Here is a 21928-nt window from a genome sequence, read left to right as displayed (position 1 = left end):
CACCAACTGGTACATACGGAGGCCCGCGTGCAGCAGTCCCGACCCGGCGTCGTCGTCGGGCTGATCGGCTCGGGCATCGGCCCGTCGCTGAGCCCCCCGCTGCACGAGCACGAGGCCGACGCCCTGGGCCTGCGCTACGTCTACCGCCGGCTGGACATCGACGTGCTCGGCCGCGCCCCCGAGGACGTAGGCGAGCTGGTCCGGGCCGCGCGGACCGCCGGCTACGACGGGCTGAACATCACCCACCCCTGCAAGCAGCTGGTCATCGAGCACCTCGACGAGCTCTCCCCCGACGCCGAGGCGCTGGGCGCGGTCAACACCGTGGTGTTCACCGACGGCCGCGCGGTCGGCCACAACACCGACTGGTCGGGCTTCGCGCGCAACGTCGACCGGGGCCTGCCCGACGTCGTGGTGGACCGCGTAGTGCTGCTGGGCGCCGGCGGGGCCGGGGCCGCGGTGGCGCACGCCCTGCTCACCCTGGGCACCGGCCGGCTGACCGTGCTGGACGTCGACCGGGAGCGCGCCGAGGCGCTGGCCGCGCAGCTGGTCGGCCGGTTCGGCGCGGACCGGGCGGACGGCGGCGACCTCGCCGGCCTGCCCGGCGCGCTGGCCGGCGCCGACGGGCTGGTGCACGCCACACCCACCGGCATGGCCGCCCACCCGGGCTCCGCCGTCCCCGCCGACCTGCTGCGGCCGGGGCTGTGGGTGGCCGACATCGTCTACCGCCCGCTGGAGACCGAGCTGGTGCGCACCGCCCGCGAGCGCGGCTGCCGGGTGCTCGACGGCGGCGGCATGGCGGTGTTCCAGGCGGTGGACTCCTTCCGGCTGTTCACCGGCGTCGAGCCCGACGCCGACCGGATGCTGGCCCACTTCGCGACGCTGGTCGACCCGGCGGGCACCCCCGTTGGCTGACCGCAGCACCCGACGCCGCTCGGTGGCCACGGTGTGCCTGTCCGGCACGCTGGAGGACAAGCTGGCCGCCGCGGCCGCCGCCGGGTTCGACGGCGTCGAGGTGTTCGAGCCCGACCTGGTGGCCTCGCCCTGGGCGCCGGCCGAGCTCGCCGCCCGCTGCGCCGACCTCGGCCTGTCGCCGGACCTCTACCAGCCCTTCCGCGACCTGGACTCCACCGACCCGGCCACCGCGGCGCGCAACCTGCGCCGCGCCCGGGCCAAGTTCGACGTCATGGCCGCCCTCGGCGTGGACACCGTGCTGGTCTGCTCGGCCGTCGCCCCCGACGCGGTCCGCGACGACGACGAGCTGACCGCCCAGCTAACCGCCGCGGCCGACCTCGCCGCCGAGCGCGGCATGCGGATCGCCTACGAGGCGCTGGCCTGGGGCTCCCACGTCTCCACCTGGGACCACTCCTGGCGGGTGGTCGAGGCCGCCGACCACCCGGCGCTGGGCCTGTGCCTGGACTCCTTCCACGTGCTCTCCCGCGGCGGCGACCCGGCCGGGTTCGCCGCCGTCCCCGGGGACAAGCTGTTCTTCCTGCAGCTGGCCGACGCCCCGCGGCTGGACATGGACGTGCTGCAGTGGTCCCGCCACCACCGCCTCTTCCCGGGCCAGGGCGCCTTCGACCTGCCCGCCTTCCTCGGGCACGTGCTGGCCGCCGGGTACGCCGGCCCGCTGTCGCTGGAGGTGTTCAACGACGTCTTCCGGCAGTCCGACCCGGCCCGGACGGCGGTCGACGCCATGCGCTCGCTGCTGGCCCTGGAGGCCGCGCTGCCGGCCGACCCGCTGGTGCTGCCGCCCGCCCCGGCGCTGCGCGGGTACGCCTTCACCGAGCTCGCCGTCGACGGCACCTCGGGCCCGGTGCTGGCCGACGTGCTGGGCCGGCTCGGGTTCGCGCACACCGGGCAGCACCGCTCCAAGCCCGTCCAGCTGTGGGAGCAGGGCGCCGCGCGGGTGCTGCTCAACGCCGGGGCCCCCCGCACCGGCGAGGGCGAGGCCGCCGTCGCCGCGGTGGCCGTCGAGTCCGCCGACCCCACGGCCTCGGCCGCCCGGGCCGAGGCGCTGCTGGCCCCGGTCCTCCCCCGCTCCCGCGGCGCCGCGGAGGCCGAGCTGTCCGCGGTGGCCGCGCCCGACGGCACCCAGGTGTTCCTCGCCCGCACCGGGCCCGACGGCTGGCCGGCCGACTTCCTGCCCACCGGCGGCACGGCCGAGGGCGCCGGCCTCACCGGCACCGACCACGTCTCGCTGACCCAGCCCTACGACTCCTACGACGAGGCCGGGCTGTTCTACCGCTCGGTGCTGGGCCTGGCCGACGGCGGCGGCAGCGAGGTGGCCGCCCCGTTCGGCCTGGTCCGCTCCCGCGGGGTGACCACCCCCGACCGCGCCGTCCGGCTCGTGCTGTCGGCGTCGGTGCTGCGCCGCGGCGACTGGAGCCCGGCGGTCCCGGACCCGCAGCACGTCGCGTTCGCCACCGACGACCTCGTCGCCACCGCCCGCGCGCTGCGGGCGGCCGGGGCGCCGCTGCTCGCCGTCCCGGGGAACTACCACGACGACCTGGCGTCCCGGGTCGACCTGGACCCGCAGCTGCTGGCCGACCTGCGCGAGCACGGCCTGCTGCACGACACCGACGCGCACGGCGCCTACCTGCACCTGGTCACCGAGGTGCAGGCCGGCCGGGTCTTCTTCGAGTTCGTGCAGCGCCTGCACGGCTACGACGGGTACGGCGCGGTGAACACCCCGGTGCGGATGGCCGCGCACCGTCGCGCTCGTCAGGCCACCGGGGCCGGCGCCCCCAGCACGCGGTCGAGGTAGGCGTTGGCCAGCGTGCCGGACGGGTCCAGCCGGTCGCGCACGGCGGTGAACTCGCCGAACCGCGGGTACCGCTCCGCGAGGACGGCTGCGTCCAGGCCGTGCTCCTTGCCCCAGTGCGGCCGGCCGCCGACCTCGCCGGCGAGCCGCTCGAAGGTCGCGAAGTAGTCCGTGGGGTCGCTGCGGGCGGGCAGGTGCACCGCGACGTAGGCCGTGTCCCGGCCCTGCGCGGTGGACAGCGGGACGTCGTCGGCCGCGGCGTACCGCACCTCGGTGGGGATCGGCAGCCGCCAGCCGCGCACGTCGGTCAGCCGGGCGAGCTCACGCAGCAGGTCGGGGACGGCGTCCCGCGGGACGGCGTACTCGCTCTCCCGGAACCGGAACCGGCGGGTGGAGACGAACACGCGGTGGGAGAGGTCGGTCGCCGTGCGGGGGCTGAGCGCGGTCGAGGCGAAGCGGGCCAGCGGCGGCACCAGCGCGGGCACCGCGCGGCCGGCGGCGATCAGCCCGGCGTAGGCGCCGTTGGAGAGCAGCTCGTCCTCCCACAGCGACTGCCGGCGCGGCAGCGGGGCCAGCCCCTCGGACACCGGGACCCGGGTGTTGCGCTTGGTCAGGCAGGTGCCGGTGTGCGGGAACCAGTGGAACTCGACGTGGTCGGTGGAGGTCATGAACCCGTCGAGGTCGGCGAGCACCGCCGCCAGCGGCAGCGGCTCCTCGACCATCCCCAGCGCGAAGGCGGGCACCGCCTGCAGGGTGACCGTGCTGAGCACACCGAGGGCGCCCAGGCCCAGCCGGGCGACGGAGAGCACGTCGGGTTGCTCGTCGGCCGAGCAGTCCAGCACGGTGCCGTCGGCGGTGACCAGCTGCAGCGCGCGCACCTGGGTGGCCAGCCCGCCGAACGCGGCGCCGGTGCCGTGGGTGCCGGTGGACAGCGCGCCGGCGACGGTCTGCCGGTCGATGTCGCCCAGGTTGGTCAGCGCCCAGCCCTCCCGGGCGAGGACGGCGTTGAGCCGGCGCAGGGTCATCCCGGCCTGCACGGTGACCAGGCCGTCGGGGGTGATGTCGACCAGGTCGGCGTGCCGGTCGAGCACCAGCTGCACCTGCTCGGGCCGGCCGATGCCGGAGAAGGAGTGGCCGCTGCCGATCGGGCGCACCCGGCGGCCGGCGACCGTGGCCTCGTGCAGCACGGTGGCGATCTCGCCGGTGCCGCGCGGGTGGCGGACCTCGATGCCGTCGGCCCGCTGGTTGCCGGCCCAGTTGTGCCACCTCACCGGGCACGCTCCACGCGGGCCTCGTCGAAGACCGGCTCGGGCGACTCGCGGACCCGGCCGTCGGAGCCGAAGACCAGGAAGCGGTCGAAGGAGCGGGCGAACCAGCGGTCGTGGGTGACCGCGACGACGGTGCCGTCGAAGGCGGCCAGCGCCTGCTCCAGGGACTCGGCGCTGAGCACGTCGAGGTTGTCGGTGGGCTCGTCGAGCAGCAGCAGCGTCGAGCCCGACAGCTCCAGCAGCAGCACCTGGAACCGGGCCTGCTGCCCGCCCGACAGCGACCGGAACAGCGAGTCCCCCGCCGCGGCCAGCCCGTAGCGCCGCAGCACCGCCATGGCCTTGCCGCGGTCGATGCCCGGCCGGCCCGGCTCGCCGTGCCACAGCAGGTCGGTGAGCGTGCGGTCCATCCACTCGGGGTGGGCGTGGGTCTGGGCGAAGAACCCCGGGACGACGCGGGCGCCCAGCTTCCAGGTGCCGGTGTGGTCGACGTCCTGCCCGGCCAGCAGCCGCAGGAAGTGCGACTTGCCGGCCCCGTTCGACCCCAGGACGGCGACCCGGTCGCCGTAGTCCAGCTCCACGTCGAAGGGCTTCATCAGCCCGGTCAGCTCCAGGTCGGCGGCGACCAGCACCCGCACGCCGGTGCGCCCGCCCCGCAGCCGCATGGAGACCTCCTGCTGCGGCGGGCGCTCGGGCGGCGGGCCGGCGGCCTCGAACTTGGCCAGCCGGGTCTGCATCGCGTGGTACCGGTTGGCCATGTCCGGGGAGTTGGCGGCCTGCTGCTGCATGGTGCGGGTGAGGTCGACCAGGCGCTGGTGCTCCTCCTCCCAGCGCAGCCGCAGCTCGGCCATCCGCTCGTGCCGGGCCTCGCGGGCGGCCGGGTAGTCGGCCCAGCGCCCGCCGTGCACCCACGCCGTCCCGCCCTCGACGGTGACCACCCGGGTGGCCACGGTGGCCAGCAGCTCGCGGTCGTGGCTGACGAACAGCACGGTCTTGCGGGTCTCGGCCAGCCGGGCCTCCAGCCAGCGCTTGCCGGGGACGTCGAGGTAGTTGTCCGGCTCGTCGAGCAGCAGCACCTGGTCGGGACCGCGCAGCAGGCACTCCAGCGCCAGCCGCTTCTGCTCACCGCCGGACAGCGTCTGCAGCTCCCGGTACTTGCACCGCTCGTAGGGGACGCCGAGGGCGGCGACGGTGACGGTGTCCCAGGTGACCTCGACGTCGTAGCCGCCGACGTCGCCCCAGTGCGCGAGGGCGTTCGCGTAGGCCATCTGCGCGGGCTCGTCGTCGCGCTCCATCATCACCAGCTCGGCGGCCTCGACGGCGTGCCAGGCCTCCCGCACGGCGGGCGGGGCCAGGTCGACGAGGAACTGCTGCACGGTGGTGGCGTCGCGGACCGAACCGATGAACTGGCGCATCACGCCCAGGCCGCCGACCACCGCGACCGAGCCGGCGTCGGGGGTCAGGTCGCCGGTGATGATCCGCAGCAGGGTGGTCTTGCCGGCACCGTTCTCGCCCACCAGCGCGGCGACCGCGCCGTCCCCGACGCGGAAGGACACGTCGTCGAGCAGCACCCGCCCGTCGGGGAGGGTGAACCGGATCCCGGAGACGTCGACGTAGCCCACGGCGACCAGTGTCCCGGACGGCGGTCCCGGGTCAGCCCAGGAGCATCGAGAACAGCACCGCGCCGGCGGCCAGCACCATCGCCAGCACGATGATCCCGGCGACGAGCCGCTGCCGTCGCCGTCCCTGCTCCCCGTTGGTCCCGCCCATGCCGAGCATGGGCGGGACCGTACCCGGGATCAGGCCGGGACGGCGGGCTGGAACGGCGACGGGGCGATCCCGGCCGCGGCCTCCATCTCCCGGACCAGCGGCAGCACCTTCGCCCCGAAGTGCTCCACCTCCTCCTGGAAGTGCAGGAAGCCGCACAGGATGAGGTCCACGCCGTGCCTGCGGAACTCCACGATGCGCTCGGCGATCTGCTCGGGCGTGCCGATCAGGTTGGTGCGGAAGCCGTCGTTGTACTGGACCAGGTCCTCGAAGGTGGAGTCCGCCCACATGCCCCGCTTGTCGCCGGTGGAGCTGCCGGCCTGCTGCACCGCGTCGCGGAAGCCCTCGACGGCGGGCTTGTTCGCCTTGGCGACGATCTCGCGCAGCGTCTCGCGGGCCTCGGCCTCGGTGTCGCGGGCGATGACGAAGCCGTTGAGCCCGAACCGCACCCGGCGGCCCAGCGGGTCGGCGACCGCGCGGACGTCGCGGATCTGCTCGTCGATGCCGGCCAGGTCCTTGCCGTTGGAGAAGTACCAGTCGCTGACCCGGCCGGCCATCGCGCGGGCGGCGGTGGAGTTGCCGCCCTGGAAGATCTCCGGGTGCGGCCGGCCCGCCGACGCCAGCGGCTTGGGCTTGAGGTCGAAGTCGCGGAACCGGTAGAAGTCGCCGCCGAGGGTGTAGCCCTCCTCGGTCCAGATGCCGCGCAGCGCGGAGATGAACTCCTCGGCCCGCCGGTAGCGCTCGTCGTGCTCCAGCCACGGCTCGCCCATGGCGGTGAACTCGCCCTTGAACCAGCCCGAGACGACGTTGACGGCGAACCGGCCGTTGCTCATGTGGTCGGCGGTGGCGCCGAGCTTGGCCAGCACGCCGGGCTGCCACAGGCCGGGGTGGACGGCGGCGATGACCTTGAGCCGCTCGGTGGCCAGCAGCAGGCCGAGGGAGAACGACGTCGACTCGTGCTGGAACTCCGCGCCGTAGCTGGCCATGTACCGCACCTGGGAGAGGGCGTACTCGAAGCCGACGGCCTCGGCGGTCTGCGCGAGCTTCTTGTTGTAGTCGTAGCCCCAGTCGGTGCGCTGCTCGATGGTGGAGGTGACCAGGCCGCCGCTGACGTTGGGGACCCAGTAGGCGAACTTCGTCGCGGCGGGCTGGTCGGTGGTGGGGGTGCTCATGGGATGGGTGTCCTCGAGGGGTGACGGGCGTGCAGGGAGGACCGCCGGGATCGCCGGCGGGAAGGGCTGCGGGCGCGGGTCAGCCGTGACAGCGGGAGGTGCAGACCAGGGCGAAGTCGACGACGCGGCGTCGGGTCAGCTCCGGGTTGTGCACCACACGAGCGAACCACACCTCCCCGGTGGACTTCACCTCGAGACCGGTCGCCGCCCCCAGAGCAGGGTGTCCAGCGCCGTGCCGGCGGGGGTCTCGCGGGGCAGCTGCTCGAGCCGGTCGACCTCCAGCAGCGCCGCGACGGGGGCCAGCCGGTCCACCGAGTGCAGGATCGCGGTGTCCTGCGGCCCGCCGACGCCGTGCGCCACGTTGTCCACGTCGTGGCCGAGCACCAGCAGGCGCCCGCCGGGGCGCAGCCAGCCCACGGCCCGGGTGAGCAGGCCGGCGGTCTCCGCCTCCGGCAGGTGCAGGTAGGCGACCAGCACCAGGTCCAGCGACGCCTCCGCCGCCGTCCACGTGGTGACGTCGGCGACCGACCACAGGACGTCGGGCCCGTGCCAGGTCGCCCGGCCGCGGTCCAGGCCGACCGCGGAGAAGTCGACGGCGGTCACCCGCCAGCCGCGGGCGGCCAGCCACAGCGCGTGCCGGCCCTCCCCGGCCGCGAGGTCGACCGCGGTGCCCGGCGCGAGGTCGGCGCAGAGCTCGGCGACCACCGGGTTCGGCTCGGCCGACCACTGCTGCTTCTCGGCGTAGCGGGCGTCCCAGTCGGTGGCGTGCACGGCGGGCAACGTAGTCGCCGCAGATGTGCAGCGGGTGTGCGTGCGTCGTCCCCGATCGGGTGGACCGTGAGGCCGGTCGCGTCTTCCGCCCACCGGGTGCCGCGGCTCGGCCGGGTGCCCGGCGGCGCCGACCATGGCGGTGTGCCCCTCGCCGTCCACCACCTGCTCGGCCACCGACCGCCCGCCGTCCGGGCGCTGTGGGCCGCGGCCGGGCGGCGCGCGGTGTCGGCCGCGCTGTGCGTCGCGGTGCCCCTGGGCGCCGGGGTGGCCGCCGGGCACGCCGACCTGGGCTCGGCCGCGGCGCTGGGCGGGCTGACCGCGGTGTACGGGCACCAGCTGTCCCACCGTCGGCGGGCCCCGGTCGTCGCCGGGTGCGGGGCGGTGCTGGTGCTGGCCGTCGCGGTGTGCGGCCTGGCCGGCGGGTCACCGGTGCTGCTGTCGGTGGTGCTGGGGCTGCTGGCCGGCGCGGCCACCGCGGCGACCGCGGTGCTGCGCGTCGGCCCTCCCGGGGCGTTGGGGGTGGTCCTGGTCGGGGGCAGCGCCAGCGCGCTCGGTGCCGCCCCGTCGGCGCTGGCCGGCCACGTGGCGGCCGCGGCGGGCGGGGCCGCGCTCGCCTGGCTCGTGGTGATGGCGCCCTGGGTCCGGGACCCGGCGGGGCCCGAGCGCCGGGCGGTGGCCGCGGCCGGGGCGGCGGTGGCCGGGGCGGCGCCGCCCGAGGCGGTCGCGCGGGCACTGCGCGTCGCCGACGCGGCGGTCGCCGCGGGCAGCCGCCGGCGACCGTCCCTGCGGCCCCGGGTGCGCGAGCTCGAGGCCGCGTTCCTGCACGGGCTGTCCCCCGCCGACGTCCCCCCGGTCCCGCCGTCCGCCCCCCGCACGGCCGCGGTGCGCGCGGTGCCCGCCTGGGTGCCGACCGCGGTGCGCACCTGGGCCGGGGTCACCGGGGCGGGCCTGCTGGCCGCCGGCCTCGGTCTGGCCAGCACCTACTGGGCGTCCACCACGGCGGTGGCGGTGCTGATGGGCACCGGCGCGCGGGCGGCCCGCACCCGCGCGGTGCACCGGGTGACCGGCACCCTGCTCGGGGTCGGCGTCGCCGGGCTGCTGCTGGCCGCGGACCTGCCGGTCGGCGTCGAGGTGGTGGTCGTCGGCCTGCTGCTGGTCGGGGTCGAGCTGCTGGTGGCCGCGCAGTACGTGCTGGCGGTCGCGTTCATCACGCCGCTGTCGCTGATGCTGGTGCACGTCGGCGTGCCCGACCGCAGCGGGGTGGAGCTGATCGGCACCCGGCTCACCGAGACCGTCGTGGGCATCGCGCTGGCGCTGGCCGCCGGCCTGCTGCTGCTCCCCCGCGCGGCCACCCGCCGGCTGCCCGCCGCGGTGACCGCCGCCGAGCGGGCGACCGCCGCCCTCGTGACGGGCACCGGTGACGAGGGCGCGCTCCGCACGGCCCTGGAGGGCCTGGACGAGGTCGGGACGGCGGCGCGGGCCGAGTTGCGCCCGGCACCGGGCACGGCGGCGTGGCTGCACCGGGCCCGCTGGACCGCCGACGTCGGCTGGGGCCTGCTCGCCGCCCGGACCCGCGGGGAGACCGACCTGGCCGCCGAGCTGGGCGAGCGCGCCCGCGCAGACGGAACGGTTTCGGCCCCCGTCGACGGAGGGCATGGGGCCTGACGTCTCGCGTCCAGGGAACGGCGCCAGCACCCACTGCCCGCCCCGAGCCCAGGGAGCCCCATGCCTCCGGCACGCAAGCCCGACCAGTCCGCCCCGGCCCAGGTCAGCCCGACCGGCGTCCCGTTCGAGGCCGCCGACGGCGACCGCGACCCGCGCGCCCAGGCCGGCGACACCGTCACCTCGCCCAACGGCGTGCGCATCCCCGACACCGACCACGCGCTGAAGGCCGGGCGTCGCGGGCCGACCCTGCTGGAGGACTTCCACCTGCGGGAGAAGGTCAGCCACTTCGACCACGAGCGCATCCCCGAGCGCGCGGTGCACGCCCGCGGCGCCGGCGCGCACGGCGTCTTCACCGCCAACGGGTCGGCGGCCAGCATCACCCGCGCGCCCGTGCTGGCCGAGGAGGGCCTGCAGACGCCGGTCTTCGTGCGGTTCTCCACCGTGCTGGGGTCCCGCGGCTCGGCCGACACCGCCCGCGACACCCGCGGGTTCGCGACGAAGTTCTACACGAAGGAGGGCACCTGGGACCTGGTCGGCAACAACATGCCGGTCTTCTTCGTCCAGGAGGCCATCAAGTTCCCCGACCTCATCCACGCGGCCAAGCCGAGCCCGGACCGGGAGATCCCGCAGGCGCAGTCGGCGCACGACTCGTTCTGGGACTTCGTCTCCCTGCACACCGAGGCCACCCACCACGTGCTGTGGAACATGAGCGACCGGGGCATCCCGCGCAGCTACCGGATGATGGAGGGCTTCGGCGTCCACTCCTTCCGGATGGTCAACCAGGCGCGCGAGACGGTGCTGGTGCAGTTCAAGTGGACCCCGAAGCTGGGTGTGCACTCCCTGACCTGGGAGGAGGCGCAGCTGGCCATGGGCACCGACCCCGACTTCCACCGTCGCGACCTCGCCGACGCCATCGAGGCGGGCGCGTTCCCGGAGTGGGAGCTGGGCGTGCAGGTCTTCCCGGACACCGAGGACCAGATGTTCGAGGGCATCGACCTGCTGGACCCCACCAAGATCGTGCCGGAGGAGATGGTGCCGGTGCAGACGATCGGCACGCTCGTGCTGAACGCGAACCCCACCAACTACTTCAGCGAGACCGAGCAGGTCGCGTTCAACACCGGTCACGTGGTGCCGGGCATCGAGTTCACGAACGACCCGCTGCTGCAGGGCCGCAACTTCTCCTACCAGGACACCCAGCTCACCCGCCTCGGCGGGCCGAACTGGACCCAGCTGCCGATCAACCGCCCGCACGCCCCGGTCAACGACGACCACCGCGACGGGTTCATGCAGCAGGGCGTGCCGACCGGGCAGGCGCCCTACTCCCCCAACACCGTCGACGACGGCTCGCCGCAGCCGGCCGGGTGGGACGAGGGCGGCTACGTCGTCGTGCCGCGGAAGGTCGAGGGCGAGGTGGTGCGGGAGGTGGCGTCCTCCTTCGACGACCACTTCAGCCAGCCGGCCATGTTCTGGGCCTCGCTGTCCGACGTGGAGAAGACCCACACCGTCGAGGCCTACACCTTCGAGCTCGGCAAGGTGTACGAGCAGGCCATCAAGGAGCGCGTGCTCGTCGTCCTGGCCACCGTCGACACCGAGCTCGCGAGCCTCGTCGCCGGCGGTCTGGGCCTGCCCGCACCCGAGGGCACGCCGGTCGAGCACCTGCCGGCATCACCGGCGCTGGCCCAGGTGCGGGGGGAGTCGTTCCCGCTGGACGGCCGGCAGGTCGCCGTCGTCGCCGGACCGGACGCCGACCTGACCGGGATCGCCGCCCTGCGCCGGGCCCTGGACGCCGAGGGCGCCCAGCTCAAGGTGTTGGCCCCCCGCGGCGGCGTGCTGGGGTCGGGCGAGGACCAGCAGGTGGTCGAGCGGACCAACCTGACCGCCCGGTCCGTCGAGTTCGACGCGGTCGTCGTGGCCGACGGGGCACCGGACGACGGGGACATCAAGGCCGTCGTCCTGCTGCAGGAGGCGCTGCGCCAGCTCAAGCCCTTCGCGGCCTGGGGCTCGGGCGCCGATGTGCTGACCTCGGCCGGGGTGTCCGGCCCGGGCGTGTTCACCGGGGCGTCCGTGGACGACGTGGTCAGTGACCTCGTCGCCGCGATGGGCCAGCACCGGGTCTGGGAGCGGGCCGAGCTGGTCACCGCCTCCGCCGTCCCCCCGGCGGTGTGACCCACCGCGCCCGCCGTCCCCCGGGGCGGTGGGCGCGGGACGGCCGCACGGGACATCAACCCCGGAGGCGGAGGGTGTCGCCGGGGGCGAGCTGGGCGCAGCGGTCGACGTCGGCGTCGGCCACGTAGCCGATCACCGGGTAGCCGCCGGTGACCGGGTGGTCGGCGAGGAACAGCACCGGCTGCCCGGACGGCGGCACCTGCACCGCGCCGCGCACCAGGCCCTCGCTGGGCAGCTCGCCGTCCCGGACCCGCTCCAGCGACGGCCCGGCCAGCCGCAGGCCGACCCGGTTGCTCTCCCCCGTCACCTCCCACGCGGTGCCGCTGAGGACGTGGTGCGCCTCGTCGGTGAACCAGTCCGCGCGCGGTCCCGGGCGCAGCGCGACGACCAGCTCCCCCACCGGCTCGGCCACCGGGGCCACGTCGGCGCCCGGCCACGGCCCGGCCGCCGTCCCGACCGGGAGGACGTCGCCGGCCGCGACCGGCGGCGGACCGAGCCCGGAGAGCAGGTCGGTGGACCGCGAGCCCAGCACCGGCGGGACGGCGACCCCGCCGCGCACCGCCAGGTAGCTGCGCAGCCCCCGCGCCGGCGGGCCGAGCCGCAGCTGCTGCCCCGCCGCCAGCCAGGTCGGGGCGGCCCACGGGGCGCCCGGGCAGCGGGCGCCGGTCAGCGCCACCCACACCCCGGTGCCGGCCCGCACGGCCAGCCCGCCGGCGGTGACCTCCAGCAGCGCCGCCGACGGGTCGTTGCCCAGCAGCCGGTTGGCCAGCGCGGCCGACGCCCGGTCCGCCGCACCGGACCGGCCGACGCCCTCGGCGGCCAGGCCGGGCCGGCCGAGGTCCTGCACGGTGGTCAGCGGGCCCGGGGACAGCACCTCGAGGCTCACCGTGCCTCCGTGAACCGGATGCGCACGCCGGGGCGGAGCAGGGCCGCGGGGTCGCGGGCGACGTCGAACACCGCCAGGTCGGTGCGGCCGAGCAGCTGCCAGCCGCCGGGCGAGGCCTGCGGGTAGACCGCGCCGAAGCCGCCCGCCACCGCCACCGCACCGGCCGGCACCCGGGTGCGCGGGGTCGACCGCCGCGGCACGTCCCACCCGCCTCCGTCGGGCACCGCGTAGCCGAACCCGGGGGCGAACCCGCCGAAGGCGACGGTCCAGACGGTGCCGGTGTGCCGGGCGACCACCTGCGCCGGGGAGCACCCCAGTGCGGCGGCGACGTCGGCCAGGTCCGCGCCGTCGTAGTGCACCGGCACCTCGACCTCCGGGCCCCGCGGCCGCGCACCGGCGACCGGCCGGGCGGCCCGCACCCACGACGCCACGGCGGCCGTCGTCGTGCGGCCGGGGTCGAGGACGACCAGCACGGTGCGGGCGGCCGGGACGACGTCGAGCACGCCGGCGGGCGGGTCGGCGAGCGCGGCGTGCAGCGCCAGCACCTCGTCGAGGTCGGCGAGCTCGACGAGCACCCCGGCGTCCCCGCTGGGCAGCAGCCTCATGCGAAGGGGGCGAGCTCGACCCCCGCCGCGGTCAGCTCGGCGCGCACCCGGCGGGCGATGCCGACCGCGCCCGGGGTGTCGCCGTGCACGCAGATCGACGCCGGGGCCAGCCGCAGCTCACCGCCGTCCACGTCGTGCACCGGGCGGCCGGTCGCCATGGCGACGCAGCGGGCGGCGACCACGTCGGCGTCGTGCAGCACCGCGCCGGGCAGGCGCCGGGGCACCAGGGCGCCGTCCGGGGTGTAGGCGCGGTCGGCGAACGCCTCGTGGACGGCGGTCAGCCCGGCCTCGCGCGCCAGCCGCAGGAACGCCGACCCGGGGAGCCCCAGCACCGGGAGGGTGCGGTCGACGTCGAGGACGGCGGCGACCACCGCGGCGGCCTGCTCCTCGTGCGTCACGACCGCGTTGTAGAGCGCGCCGTGCGGCTTGAGGTAGCGCACCCGGTCACCGGCCACCCGGGCGAACGCCGAGAGGGCGCCGAGCTGGGCGACGACGTCCTGGGTGAGCTCGTCGGGGTCGACGTCGATGAACCGGCGGCCGAAGCCGGGCAGGTCGCGGTAGGAGACCTGCGCCCCGATCGCCACCCCGTGCTCCACGGCCCGCTCGCACACGCGCCGCATGGTGCGGGGGTCGCCGGCGTGGAACCCGCACGCGACGTTCGCGCTGGTGACGACCTCGAGCAGGGCGTCGTCGTCGCCGAGGGTCCAGGCGCCGAAGCCCTCGCCGAGGTCGGCGTTGAGGTCCATCAGTCGTCGGCCTCGGGCGGGACCTCCGTGCCGTCCCGGTCGGCCCACTCCAGCAGGGGTGCGAAGTCGAACACCTCGCGGTCGATGTCGGCGTGCAGGTCGCCGAGCTCCGCGAACCGGGCGGGCACGGTGGCGATGGTGAAGTCGCGGGGGTGGGCGTCGTCGACCTCGTCCCAGCGGATCGGCGTGGACACCGTGGCGTCGGCGTTGCCGCGCACGGAGTAGGCCGCGGCGATGGTGTGGTCGCGGGCGTTCTGGTTGTAGTCCAGGAAGATCGCGGTCGGGTCGCGGTCCTTGCGCCACCACGTCGTCGTCACGTCGGCGCTGCGCCGCTCCACCTCGCGGGCGAACGCCAGCGCGCCCCGCCGGACGTCGGCGAACCCGTGCTCGGGCCTGATCCGGACGTAGACGTGCAGGCCCTTGCCACCGCTGGTCTTCGGGAAGCCCACCGCGCCCAGCTCGTCGAGCACCTCGTGCACCACGTGGGCGACCCGGCGGACGGCGACGTAGTCGGCGTCGGGCATCGGGTCGAGGTCGATGCGCCACTCGTCGGGCACCTCGGTGTCGGCGCGGCGGCTGTTCCACGGGTGGAACTCCACGGTCGACATCTGCACCGCCCAGGCCACGTGCGCCAGGTGGGTCACGCACAGCTCGTCGGCGGTGCGGTTCCAGCGCGGGAAGTGCAGCCGCACCGTCTCGATCCACGGCGGCGCCCCGGCCGGGATGCGCTTCTGGTGCACCTTGTCGCCCTCGACGCCCTTGGGGAACCGGTGCAGCATGCACGGCCGCTCACGGAGGGCGTTGACGATGCCGGGCCCGACGGCGAGGTAGTAGTCGAGCAGGTCCTTCTTGGTCCAGCCGTGGGCCGGGAAGTAGACCCGGTCGGGGCTGGACAGCCGGACGTCGAGCCCGTCGACCTCGACCTCGATGGCGTCGCTCACGCGGGCAGTCCTACCGCATCCGCCGACAGCTGCCACAGGTCCCGCGCGCGGCGGTCGTCGGTGGCCCAGGGCATGGCGGGCGCGGTGCCCCGGTCGGCGTGGAAGCCGCCGTTGCGCCAGCCCTCGTCCGCGGTGGCCAGCCACACGAGGGTGTCCGCGCCCTGCGCGGGGGTGCGGAAGGTGCGGGACAGCCCGAGCTTCCAGGCCAGCCCCGACAACCCGCCCGACCGCGCGCCAAAGGACGTCGCCACCGCGCCCGGGGTGTAGCAGGTGGCGGTGACGTCGGGCGCCCAGCGGCGGGCCAGCTCGCGGGTGAACAGCGCGTTCATCGTCTTGGCCCGCGAGTAGGCGAGCATCCCGGAGTAGGGCCGGGGCGGGTCGGCGGTGACCGTGCGCGGCAGCGGGCCGAGCCGGTGCATGAACGACGACGTCGTCACCACCCGACCGCGGGCGGCGCGCAGCGGTTGCTCCAGCAGCCGGGTGAGCAGGTACCCGGCCAGGTGGTCGACCTGGAAGGTGGTCTCGAACCCGTCGGCCGTGGTCGTCCGCCGCGGGAAGGACGCACCGGCGTTGTTGGCCAGCACGTCGATGCGCGCGTGGCGCCCCGCCAGGGTCGCCGCCAGTGCCCGGACGTCGTCCAGCCGGGCGAAGTCGACGGTGTGCCGCTCCACCTCGCGGTGGTCGTCGGGGTGGCCCTGGGCCTGCAGCTCGTCGGCGACCGCAGCGGTCTTCTCCGGGGACCGGCCCACCACGACCACCTGCCAGCCGTCGCGGTGCAACCGGCGCGCGGCCGCCGCCCCGATGCCGTCGGAGGCACCGGTGACGACGGCGGTGCGGGGCGCGCTCAGGCCTTCGGCTCCACGAGCACGACCGGGATCTCCCGGTCGGTCTTCTCCTGGTAGTCGGCGTAGTCGGGGAAGGCGGCGACCGCACGCTCCCACCACACGGCCTTCTCCTCGCCGTGGATCTCCCGGGCGACGCCGTCCCACGGCTCGGGGCCGTCCTGCACGGTGACCTCGTCGGGGTGCGCCTTGAGGTTGAAGTACCAGGTCGGGTGCTTGGGCGCGCCGCCCTGGCTGGCGACCATGGCGTAGACGCCGTCGTGCTCGACCTTCATCAGCGGGTTCTTGCGGACCTTGCCGCTCTTCGCGCCGCGCGTGGTGAAGATGACGACCGGTTCGGGGCGGTTCGGGAGGGTGTTGGCCTCGCGTCCGCCGCTGCGCTCGTAGGCCTCGACCTGGTCGCGGACCCACTTCTCCGGGCTGGGCTCGTACTCGCCTTCCAGTGGCATGCCCCGACCCTAGGACTCCCGGGTCCCCCTCGCCCCTGCACCGAGTGGCACGGGAGCGGGCGTCCCGGCCACCGCCACGCCCGCTCCCGTGCCACTCGGCCGCGGCCGACCGATCTCATGCCGAGCGGGCGAGGCCGCGCAGGTGCCAGGCCGCGGCGAGCAGCAGGCCGGCGACCAGCGCGGCGGTCCCGGCGGCGAAGGCGGCGAGCACCGCGACGCTGCGGACGTCGTCCTGCCCGGCCCCGCCCACCGCACCGGAGACCAGCGCCACCAGCGCGACGGCCAGCCATCCCCAGGGCACCCCGCCGGGCACCGGCCGGGGCGGGGTGCGGCGCCACCAGAGCAGCACCCAGATGCCTATCGCGAGCCCGCCCACCAGACCGCTGAGGTCCTGCAGCCAGCCGTACAGCGGTTCGCCGGCGACCTGTGCCGACAGCGCCGGGATGTGCTCGGGTCCCCAGCGGCCGGGGTGGGTGAACTCGTCCCACAGCACGTGGGTCGCCGCGCCCAGCAGCACCGCGCCGGCCAGGAGCAGGGCCCCGCGGGCGCCGTCCACCCGCGGTCTCCCCGGCACGGGCAGCCGCGCGCGCAGCGGACCGGGCGCGGTGGCCACCAGCGGTGCAGCGAAGAACCCGTGCCAGACCGCCCACAGGAGCAGCCCGCCGACGAGGTCGGTGGTGACCACGGCCAGGGCGGTGTGCGTGCGCACCCCGAGGTCGACCGGCAGGTAGTAGGGCAGATCGGGCACGACGCTGCCGGCCACCAGCGCCGACGCCGGCAGACCGCTCCTCAGGAACGGCAGGACGGCGGCCGGGTGGCTCAGCGTGAAGGGCACCGCGTCAGCCGGCGGCGTCCTCGGCCAGCACGTACGCCACCAGCGCGTTGGCGTGGCCGTGGCCCATGCCGTGCTCGGTCTTCAGCCACGACACCAGCGCCGTGTGCTTGGCGTCGGGCTCGGCGGCCCGCCGGTCGCGCACCAGCTGCTGGAGTTCCCCGATGGGCCGGCCGTACTTCTTCTCCATCGACGGGAAGTAGCTGGCCGGCCCCTGCACCTTCTCGGTCACGCCGTCCATCCTGGCGCACGGGAACCTCCGGACGGTCGCGGTCGTGCACCGGTGGCACGGCGGGCACCGGTTCGGCAGGGTGTCCGCAGACGACGATCCAGAGGAGGACGACGTGGTGGACTTCGGGAAGCTCGCGAAGAAGGCCCAGGACGCACTGGCGCAGGGGTCGGACAGGATCGAGGCCGCGCTGAAGGACAACGCCGGCAAGATCGAGGGCGCCGTCGACAAGGCCGGGCAGTTCGCCAAGGAGAAGATGCCCGACCGCGCCGCGCAGATCGACAACGCGACGCAGAAGGCGAAGGCGGCCGTCCCGCGCCACGAGGACGGCACCGGCACCTCCTCGACCGCCACCGGCTACCCCGCCGCCCCGCCCGCGCCCAGCAGCACCGGCGCCCCGGTGCCGCCGGTGACCCCCACGCACACCGCGGCGGACTCGACGGCGCCCAGCTGGACCCCGCCGGGCGCGGACACCCAGGCCACCCCGGCTCCGCCGACGCACACCCCGCCGGCCACCCACACGCCGCCGTCCCCGACCCCCGAGGTCGACCGCGCCGCGCGCGAGCAGGGCTGACCCGGACCGGTGAGCACCCCGACCGACCCCGCCGGCACCGCCGCGGGCATCGCCGCCGGCTACGCCTCGACCGGCCCGGCCCTCGAGCTGGGCTCGGTCGTGGCCGGCGGCGTGCCGCACCCCACCGCCCAGGTGCGGGTGCCGCTGTCGATGATGACCCGCCACGGGCTGGTCGCGGGTGCCACCGGCACGGGCAAGACCAAGACCCTGCAGCTGCTCGCCGAGCAGCTCTCCGCCCAGGGCGTCCCGGTCGTGCTGGCCGACGTCAAGGGCGACCTCACCGGCCTGTCCCGGCCCGGCGAGGCCGGTGACCGGATCACGAGGCGGGCCGCCGACACCGGCGATGCATGGGCGCCGACCGGCTACCCGGTGGAGTTCCTCGCCCTGGGCGGGCTGGGCACCGGCGTCCCGGTGCGCTCCACCATCACCTCGTTCGGGCCGGTGCTGCTGAGCAAGGTCATGGGCCTGAACAAGACCCAGGAGAGCTCGCTGGGCCTGGTCTTCCACTACGCCGACGCCGCCGGGCTGCCCCTGCTGGACCTCAAGGACCTGCGGTCGGTGATCAGCTGGCTGGTCAGCGACGACGGCAAGGCCGACCTGGAGGGGCTCGGCGGGCTGAGCAAGGCCACCGCCGGGGTGATCCTGCGCGGCCTGGTCGCCCTCGACGACCTCGGCGGCGACGTGTTCTTCGGCGAGCCCGAGTGGAGCACCGCCGACCTCATGCGCACCGCGCCCGACGGCCGCGGCGTGATCAGCTCGGTGGAGCTGTCGGCCGTCGCCGACCGGCCGGCGCTGTTCTCCACCTTCCTCATGTGGCTGCTGGCCGACCTGTTCGAGGACCTGCCCGAGGTCGGCGAGGTGGAGAAGCCGAAGCTGGTCTTCTTCTTCGACGAGGCCCACCTGCTGTTCACCGGCGCCAGCCCGGCGTTCCTGGAGTCGGTCACCCAGACCGTGCGGCTGATCCGGTCCAAGGGCGTCGGGGTGTTCTTCGTGACCCAGAACCCGACCGACGTGCCGCCGGCGGTGCTGGGCCAGCTGGGCAACCGGGTGCAGCACGCGCTGCGCGCCTTCACCCCCGACGACGCCACCGCGCTGAAGAAGACCGTCAAGACCTACCCGAGGTCCGACGCCTACGACATCGCCGAGACGCTGACGTCGCTGGGCACCGGCGAGGCGGTCGTGACCGTGCTGTCCGAGCGCGGCGCCCCCACCCCGGTGGCCTGGACGATGCTGCGCGCGCCGCGGTCGTACATGGGCGCCGTCGAGGCCGCGCAGCTGCAGGCCGCCGTCGCGGCGTCCCCGCTGCTGGCCACCTACGGCACCGCCGTCGACCGGGAGTCGGCCTACGAGCGGCTGGCCGCCCGGCTGGCCCCGCCGCCGAGCGCCCCGCCGGCCGCCCCCGCACCCGAGCCCGTCCCGGAGCAGCGCCGCGAGCCGGAGCCGCGGCCGCGGTCCCGGCGCGAGCCGGCACCCGAGCCGGGCGTGGTGGAGCAGGTGCTCGGGTCCTCGGCGTTCCGGTCCTTCGCCCGGTCGGCCGCCTCGGCGCTGGGCCGGGAGATCACCCGCGGCATCTTCGGCACCCGTCGGCGCCGCTGACGGTCAGTCGTTCGGCGGGCGGATCAGGCTGACCACCACCAGCCCGACGAACACCACGGCGAAGGCCCAGACCGGGACGCCGAGCATCCAGAAGGTCACCAGCGCGCTGGCCAGGCAGACCGCGCCGAGGACGCCGACGGTGGCGACCCGGCCGCGCACCCCCTGGCGTCCGCTCACCCCTCGAGGGTCACAGCGCAGGGTCACATCCGCATCACGGGGCGCGAAGCGTTCCCCAGCTGTGATCTACCGGGTGCGCCGCGCCCGGATCTGCCAGGGTGGGCCGGTGACCGAACCGACCCCGCGCGTGGTGGTGCGCGGCGAGACCACCCTCCGGGTGCGGCCCAGCCACGCCACGCTGTCGATCACCGCCACCGCGCGGGACAGGCGGCGCGACCGCGCCCTGGCCCTGGTTGGCGAGGTGCAGGCCTCGGTGGCCGCGCTGCTGGCCGAGCACGCCGCGCTGGTCACCCGCTCCTCCACCGCGGCGGTCAGCGTGCACCCCGAGCAGGCCGAGCGGAACCGGGTGACCGGCTACCGGGCCTCCGTCACCACCCAGGTCCGGCTGGACGACGTCGACCGGGTCGGCGAGGTGGCCGTCGCCGCGGCCGCCCTGGACGGCTGCTCCCTGTGGGGCCCGAGCTGGCGGCTGGACCGCGACGACCCCGCCCACGCGCAGGCCCGCACCGAGGCCATCGGCGAGGCGCTGTCCCGCGCCCGCGGCTACGCCCAGGCGGTCGGCAGCCGGGTCACCGCGCTGGTCGAGCTGCGCGACGTCGGCACCGGCGCCGCGGTCCCGATGATGATGGCCGCCTCGGCGCGGGGGGCCCGCGCGGGCGCGGCGGCCCTGCCCGAGCTGGAGCTGGAACCGGCGCTGCAGGAGGTGCACGGCGCGGTCGAGGCCGTGTTCCTCATCTCCGCCCCCGACCTCGAGGAGCTGTAGATGGTGCGCTTCCGTGAAGGTGCCCGGCTGGACACCTCCGGCGTGCAGGACCGCCGCGGCGGCGGGGGCCGCGCCGCGGCCGTGGGCGGCGGCGGCATCGGCGTGCTGGGCCTGATCGCCTTCGTGCTGGTGCAGGTCCTCGGCGGGGGCGGCGGGGGCGGGTCGAGCGCCGACGTGGCGAACATCCTGGCCCAGCTGCAGGGCGGCGGTTCGGGCACCGCCGACAACACCGAGCTCGCCCAGCAGTGCCGGACGGGCGCCGACGCCAACGACAGCGCCGACTGCGCGGCCGTGGCGATCGTGGACTCCATCCAGGACTACTGGACGGAGGCACTGCCCGCGGCCACCGGCACCGGGTACGCCGACACCCAGACGGTGTTCTTCTCGGGCTCGGTGCAGACCGCGTGCGGCGGCGCGACGAGCGGGTCGGGCCCGTTCTACTGCCCCGGCGACCAGCTGGTCTACGTCGACCTGACCTTCTTCGACCAGCTGCAGACCCAGTTCGGCGCGCGCGGCGGCACGTTCGTCGACGCCTACGTGCTGGCCCACGAGTACGGCCACCACGTGCAGAACCTGCTCGGCACCAACCAGCGGGTCACCCCGGGCGAGACCGGCCCCACCTCGGGCACGGTGCGCCTGGAGCTGCAGGCCGACTGCTACGCCGGGGTGTGGGCCAACCACGCCACCACCGTCGCCGACGACGGCCAGGAGCCATTGATCACCGAGATCACCCAGGACGACGTCGACCGCGCGCTGGACGCCGCCAGCCGCATCGGCGACGACTTCATCCAGACCAACCTGGGCGGCGGCACCGTCGACCAGGACGCGTTCACCCACGGCTCCTCGGCGCAGCGCGAGCGCTGGTTCAGCACCGGCTTCCAGACCGGCGACCCGGCCGCCTGCGACACCTTCAGCACCGACGACCTCGGGTGAGCGACCTCCGCATCGACGTCGAGGGGCCGGTCGGCACGCTGACCGTCGACCGGCCCGCCAAGCGCAACGCGATGACCCGCGCGATGTGGGCCGCGGTCCCCGGTCTGCTGGCGCAGGTGGTGGACGACGTCCGGGTGCTCCTGGTGACCGGCGCCGGCCCCTCGTTCTGCGCCGGTGCCGACATCGGCGAGCTGCTGGGCGGGGACGACGGGACCGACCCGATGGCCGGGCTGCGCGCCGACAACCTGGCCGCGCAGGCCGCCCTGCGCGCCTTCCCGCACCCCACGCTGGCCGTCGTCCGCGGGCACTGCATCGGCGGCGGGGTGGAGCTGGCGGCCAGCTGCGACCTGCGGTTCGCCGACGAGGGCGCGGTGTTCGGGGTGACCCCGGCCCGCATCGGCGTGGTCTACCCGCCGGCCCCGACCCGGGCGCTGGTCGACCTGGTCGGCCCGGCGACGACGAAGTGGCTGCTGTTCTCCGGCGAGCTGCTGGACGCCGCGACCGCGCTGCGGGTGGGGCTGGTCGACGAGGTGCACCCCGCCGACCGGCTCGGCGCCCGCGCGCAGGAGTTCGCAGCCGTCCTGGCGAGCCGGTCGGCGCTGACCCAGCGGGCCACCAAGGAGGTCGTCACCGCGCTGACCGAGGGCCGGGACGCCGAGCCGCTGGCCGCCCGCCGGTTCCGCGAGACCATCGCCTCCGGCGAGCTGGCCGAGGGCGTGGCCGCCTTCGCGGAGCGGCGCCGACCCGACTTCCCGTGGGGCGGAACAGCACGGCGCTGAGGGCGTTGC

23 protein-coding genes are annotated in these 21928 nt (G+C 75.7%); 9 read left to right on the top strand and 14 right to left on the bottom strand.

What is annotated here, in order from left to right:
- Nucleotides 1-27 precede the first annotated feature (27 nt).
- Nucleotides 28-912 (top strand): shikimate dehydrogenase, encoded by an 885-nt coding sequence (locus BM158_RS20535; RefSeq protein WP_091564029.1) that lies wholly within the window; start codon nucleotides 28-30, stop codon nucleotides 910-912.
- On the top strand, nucleotides 905-2764 hold the full coding sequence (locus tag BM158_RS20530) for a bifunctional sugar phosphate isomerase/epimerase/4-hydroxyphenylpyruvate dioxygenase family protein (protein WP_207506845.1): 1860 nt from the start codon (nucleotides 905-907) through the stop codon (nucleotides 2762-2764). The genes BM158_RS20535 and BM158_RS20530 overlap by 8 nt, the downstream gene beginning before the upstream one ends.
- Here the strand turns inward: BM158_RS20530 and BM158_RS20525 are convergent.
- The 5 genes from BM158_RS20525 to BM158_RS20510 form a co-directional block, all read right to left on the bottom strand.
- Nucleotides 2722-4032, bottom strand: a complete 1311-nt coding sequence (locus tag BM158_RS20525; protein ID WP_091564027.1) for a D-arabinono-1,4-lactone oxidase — start codon at nucleotides 4030-4032, stop codon at nucleotides 2722-2724. The genes BM158_RS20530 and BM158_RS20525 overlap by 43 nt on opposite strands.
- Entirely contained in the window at nucleotides 4029-5648 is a 1620-nt protein-coding gene (locus tag BM158_RS20520) for an ABC-F family ATP-binding cassette domain-containing protein (RefSeq protein ID WP_091564024.1), read from the bottom strand. Before BM158_RS20520 ends, BM158_RS20525 begins: the two co-directional genes overlap by 4 nt.
- A 31-nt stretch (nucleotides 5649-5679) precedes the next feature.
- Nucleotides 5680-5805 carry a hypothetical protein gene (locus BM158_RS22790; protein ID WP_268247949.1) on the bottom strand — a complete coding sequence of 42 codons (126 nt, stop codon included), beginning with the start codon at nucleotides 5803-5805 and terminating at the stop codon, nucleotides 5680-5682.
- A 20-nt stretch (nucleotides 5806-5825) separates the two neighbouring features.
- Complete coding sequence (sfnG, locus tag BM158_RS20515) at nucleotides 5826-6965, bottom strand: dimethylsulfone monooxygenase SfnG (protein ID WP_091564022.1); 1140 nt, start codon at nucleotides 6963-6965, stop codon at nucleotides 5826-5828.
- Between the two features lie 186 nt (nucleotides 6966-7151).
- The gene (locus BM158_RS20510) at nucleotides 7152-7736 is read right to left on the bottom strand and encodes a class I SAM-dependent methyltransferase (protein ID WP_091564020.1); all 585 of its coding nucleotides are present in this window, start codon (nucleotides 7734-7736) and stop codon (nucleotides 7152-7154) included.
- Between the two features lie 141 nt (nucleotides 7737-7877).
- Here BM158_RS20510 and BM158_RS20505 point away from each other — a divergent pair, with 141 nt between their 5' ends.
- Together BM158_RS20505 and BM158_RS20500 are read left to right on the top strand one after the other, a co-directional pair.
- Nucleotides 7878-9401, top strand: coding sequence for an FUSC family protein (locus tag BM158_RS20505; protein WP_131802096.1), 1524 nt, complete (start codon nucleotides 7878-7880; stop codon nucleotides 9399-9401).
- A gap of 60 nt (nucleotides 9402-9461) precedes the next feature.
- Complete coding sequence (locus BM158_RS20500; RefSeq protein ID WP_091564015.1) at nucleotides 9462-11567, top strand: catalase; 2106 nt, start codon at nucleotides 9462-9464, stop codon at nucleotides 11565-11567.
- 55 nt (nucleotides 11568-11622) lie between these two features.
- Here the strand turns inward: BM158_RS20500 and BM158_RS20495 are convergent, their stop codons facing one another.
- The 8 genes from BM158_RS20495 to BM158_RS20460 form a co-directional block, all read right to left on the bottom strand.
- Nucleotides 11623-12453, bottom strand: a complete 831-nt coding sequence (locus BM158_RS20495) for a 5-oxoprolinase subunit C family protein (RefSeq protein ID WP_091564012.1) — start codon at nucleotides 12451-12453, stop codon at nucleotides 11623-11625.
- The gene (locus tag BM158_RS20490; RefSeq protein ID WP_091564009.1) at nucleotides 12450-13058 is read right to left on the bottom strand and encodes a 5-oxoprolinase subunit B family protein; all 609 of its coding nucleotides are present in this window, start codon (nucleotides 13056-13058) and stop codon (nucleotides 12450-12452) included. Before BM158_RS20490 ends, BM158_RS20495 begins: the two co-directional genes overlap by 4 nt.
- Nucleotides 13055-13804, bottom strand: coding sequence for a LamB/YcsF family protein (locus tag BM158_RS20485; protein WP_091564007.1), 750 nt, complete (start codon nucleotides 13802-13804; stop codon nucleotides 13055-13057). Before BM158_RS20485 ends, BM158_RS20490 begins: the two co-directional genes overlap by 4 nt.
- Nucleotides 13804-14745 (bottom strand): non-homologous end-joining DNA ligase, encoded by a 942-nt coding sequence (gene ligD / locus BM158_RS20480; RefSeq protein ID WP_091564005.1) that lies wholly within the window; start codon nucleotides 14743-14745, stop codon nucleotides 13804-13806. The genes BM158_RS20485 and ligD overlap by 1 nt, the downstream gene beginning before the upstream one ends.
- On the bottom strand, nucleotides 14742-15686 hold the full coding sequence (locus BM158_RS20475) for an SDR family NAD(P)-dependent oxidoreductase (protein WP_229827899.1): 945 nt from the start codon (nucleotides 15684-15686) through the stop codon (nucleotides 14742-14744). Before BM158_RS20475 ends, ligD begins: the two co-directional genes overlap by 4 nt.
- A complete protein-coding gene (locus BM158_RS20470; protein WP_091563999.1) occupies nucleotides 15590-16036 on the bottom strand; it encodes a nitroreductase family deazaflavin-dependent oxidoreductase in 447 nt (148 codons plus the stop codon). The genes BM158_RS20475 and BM158_RS20470 overlap by 97 nt, the downstream gene beginning before the upstream one ends.
- Nucleotides 16037-16151: 115 nt before the next feature.
- Nucleotides 16152-16871: a DUF4184 family protein gene (locus BM158_RS20465; protein WP_091563997.1), complete on the bottom strand. Its 720-nt coding sequence runs from the start codon at nucleotides 16869-16871 to the stop codon at nucleotides 16152-16154.
- A gap of 4 nt (nucleotides 16872-16875) precedes the next feature.
- Complete coding sequence (locus BM158_RS20460; RefSeq protein ID WP_091564103.1) at nucleotides 16876-17100, bottom strand: DUF4287 domain-containing protein; 225 nt, start codon at nucleotides 17098-17100, stop codon at nucleotides 16876-16878.
- 112 nt (nucleotides 17101-17212) lie between these two features.
- On the opposite strand from BM158_RS20460, the gene BM158_RS20455 reads away from it, so the two are divergent.
- Together BM158_RS20455 and BM158_RS20450 are read left to right on the top strand one after the other, a co-directional pair.
- On the top strand, nucleotides 17213-17671 hold the full coding sequence (locus BM158_RS20455; protein WP_091563995.1) for an antitoxin: 459 nt from the start codon (nucleotides 17213-17215) through the stop codon (nucleotides 17669-17671).
- A gap of 9 nt (nucleotides 17672-17680) precedes the next feature.
- Nucleotides 17681-19267, top strand: coding sequence for a helicase HerA-like domain-containing protein (locus BM158_RS20450; RefSeq protein ID WP_091563992.1), 1587 nt, complete (start codon nucleotides 17681-17683; stop codon nucleotides 19265-19267).
- Nucleotides 19268-19270: 3 nt separating this feature from the next.
- Here the strand turns inward: BM158_RS20450 and BM158_RS21935 are convergent, their stop codons facing one another.
- Nucleotides 19271-19444 (bottom strand): hypothetical protein, encoded by a 174-nt coding sequence (locus BM158_RS21935; protein ID WP_165629043.1) that lies wholly within the window; start codon nucleotides 19442-19444, stop codon nucleotides 19271-19273.
- Between the two features lie 106 nt (nucleotides 19445-19550).
- On the opposite strand from BM158_RS21935, the gene BM158_RS20445 reads away from it, so the two are divergent.
- From BM158_RS20445 to BM158_RS20435, 3 genes are read left to right on the top strand one after another with little or no spacing between them, the layout of a single operon-like run.
- Nucleotides 19551-20207, top strand: coding sequence for an SIMPL domain-containing protein (locus BM158_RS20445; RefSeq protein WP_165629042.1), 657 nt, complete (start codon nucleotides 19551-19553; stop codon nucleotides 20205-20207).
- Nucleotides 20208-21140 carry a KPN_02809 family neutral zinc metallopeptidase gene (gene ypfJ / locus BM158_RS20440; protein WP_229827862.1) on the top strand — a complete coding sequence of 311 codons (933 nt, stop codon included), beginning with the start codon at nucleotides 20208-20210 and terminating at the stop codon, nucleotides 21138-21140.
- Entirely contained in the window at nucleotides 21137-21919 is a 783-nt protein-coding gene (locus tag BM158_RS20435; RefSeq protein WP_229827863.1) for an enoyl-CoA hydratase/isomerase family protein, read from the top strand. The genes ypfJ and BM158_RS20435 overlap by 4 nt, the downstream gene beginning before the upstream one ends.
- Nucleotides 21920-21928: the final 9 nt, after the last annotated feature.

The sequence above is a fragment of the Klenkia taihuensis genome (assembly GCF_900112525.1).
Lineage (GTDB): Bacteria > Actinomycetota > Actinomycetes > Mycobacteriales > Geodermatophilaceae > Klenkia > Klenkia taihuensis.
This window is presented reverse-complemented; position numbering and strand designations above follow the sequence as displayed.